The organism is Mesorhizobium sp. M1328 (assembly GCF_040318075.1).
In the GTDB taxonomy this organism is placed as follows: domain Bacteria; phylum Pseudomonadota; class Alphaproteobacteria; order Rhizobiales; family Rhizobiaceae; genus Mesorhizobium.
In genome coordinates this window covers 1-553 of record NZ_JAMYLO010000088.1, presented here as the reverse complement: position 1 = coordinate 553, position 553 = coordinate 1, and the positions used below count along the sequence as shown (strand labels likewise).

The 553-nt window shown below is 57.0% G+C and carries 1 protein-coding gene; it reads right to left on the bottom strand.

From position 1 onward, the window contains the following. Positions 1 to 107: 107 nt before the first annotated feature. On the bottom strand, positions 108 to 398 hold the full coding sequence (locus NKH23_RS34495) for an integrase core domain-containing protein (RefSeq protein WP_353036818.1): 291 nt from the start codon (positions 396 to 398) through the stop codon (positions 108 to 110). Positions 399 to 553: the final 155 nt, after the last annotated feature.

The following is a 553-nucleotide window of genomic DNA, read 5'->3' as shown; positions in this document are numbered from 1 at the left end:
ACATCCAATCCGACATATTGCTTCACTGCGGCCTCCTTGATCTCAATGCTCGGCGGCTTTTGCCGTCAGCCGAATCTTCGTTCAAAGGAGCGACGGCAGCAATCACGTCATCGTTTCCAAAACTGACCCTCGTTTGGAGTGCGCCCCTTTGGGTGGACACTGATCAGGCTGCGGTTTTGCCCGTCTGCCGGATGTGTTGATCCTCGAACTGTTGGGCTGAGATATCCCAGCGCCGAATGGAGCCTGCGTTTGTTGTAGACCTCGTCGATGAAGCGGGGAAGGTGCTCGGCAACGTCCTGGAAGGTTTCGAGCGCCATCGGATAGACCGCCTCGAGCTTCAGGGTCTTCATGAAGCTCTCCGCTTTGGCATTGTCATAAGGATTGCCTCTGCGGCCCATCGAGCCGACCAGACCATGGCCGGCGAGAAGCTGCCGGTAGGCTTGGGCAGCATATTGGGCGGATTCAAGCGGTCGTCGCAACACCGATTGTGTTCACTCACGACAGCAACTCGTCAAGCGCCTCTGCCGGCGTTTTCCAGCCCAAGGTTTTTCTT

What these genes read in the sequence shown, in the direction of transcription:
- NKH23_RS34495 (WP_353036818.1), bottom strand. Translation starts at nt 398, where the DNA reads ATGGGCCGCAGAGGCAATCCTTATGACAATGCCAAAGCGGAGAGCTTC.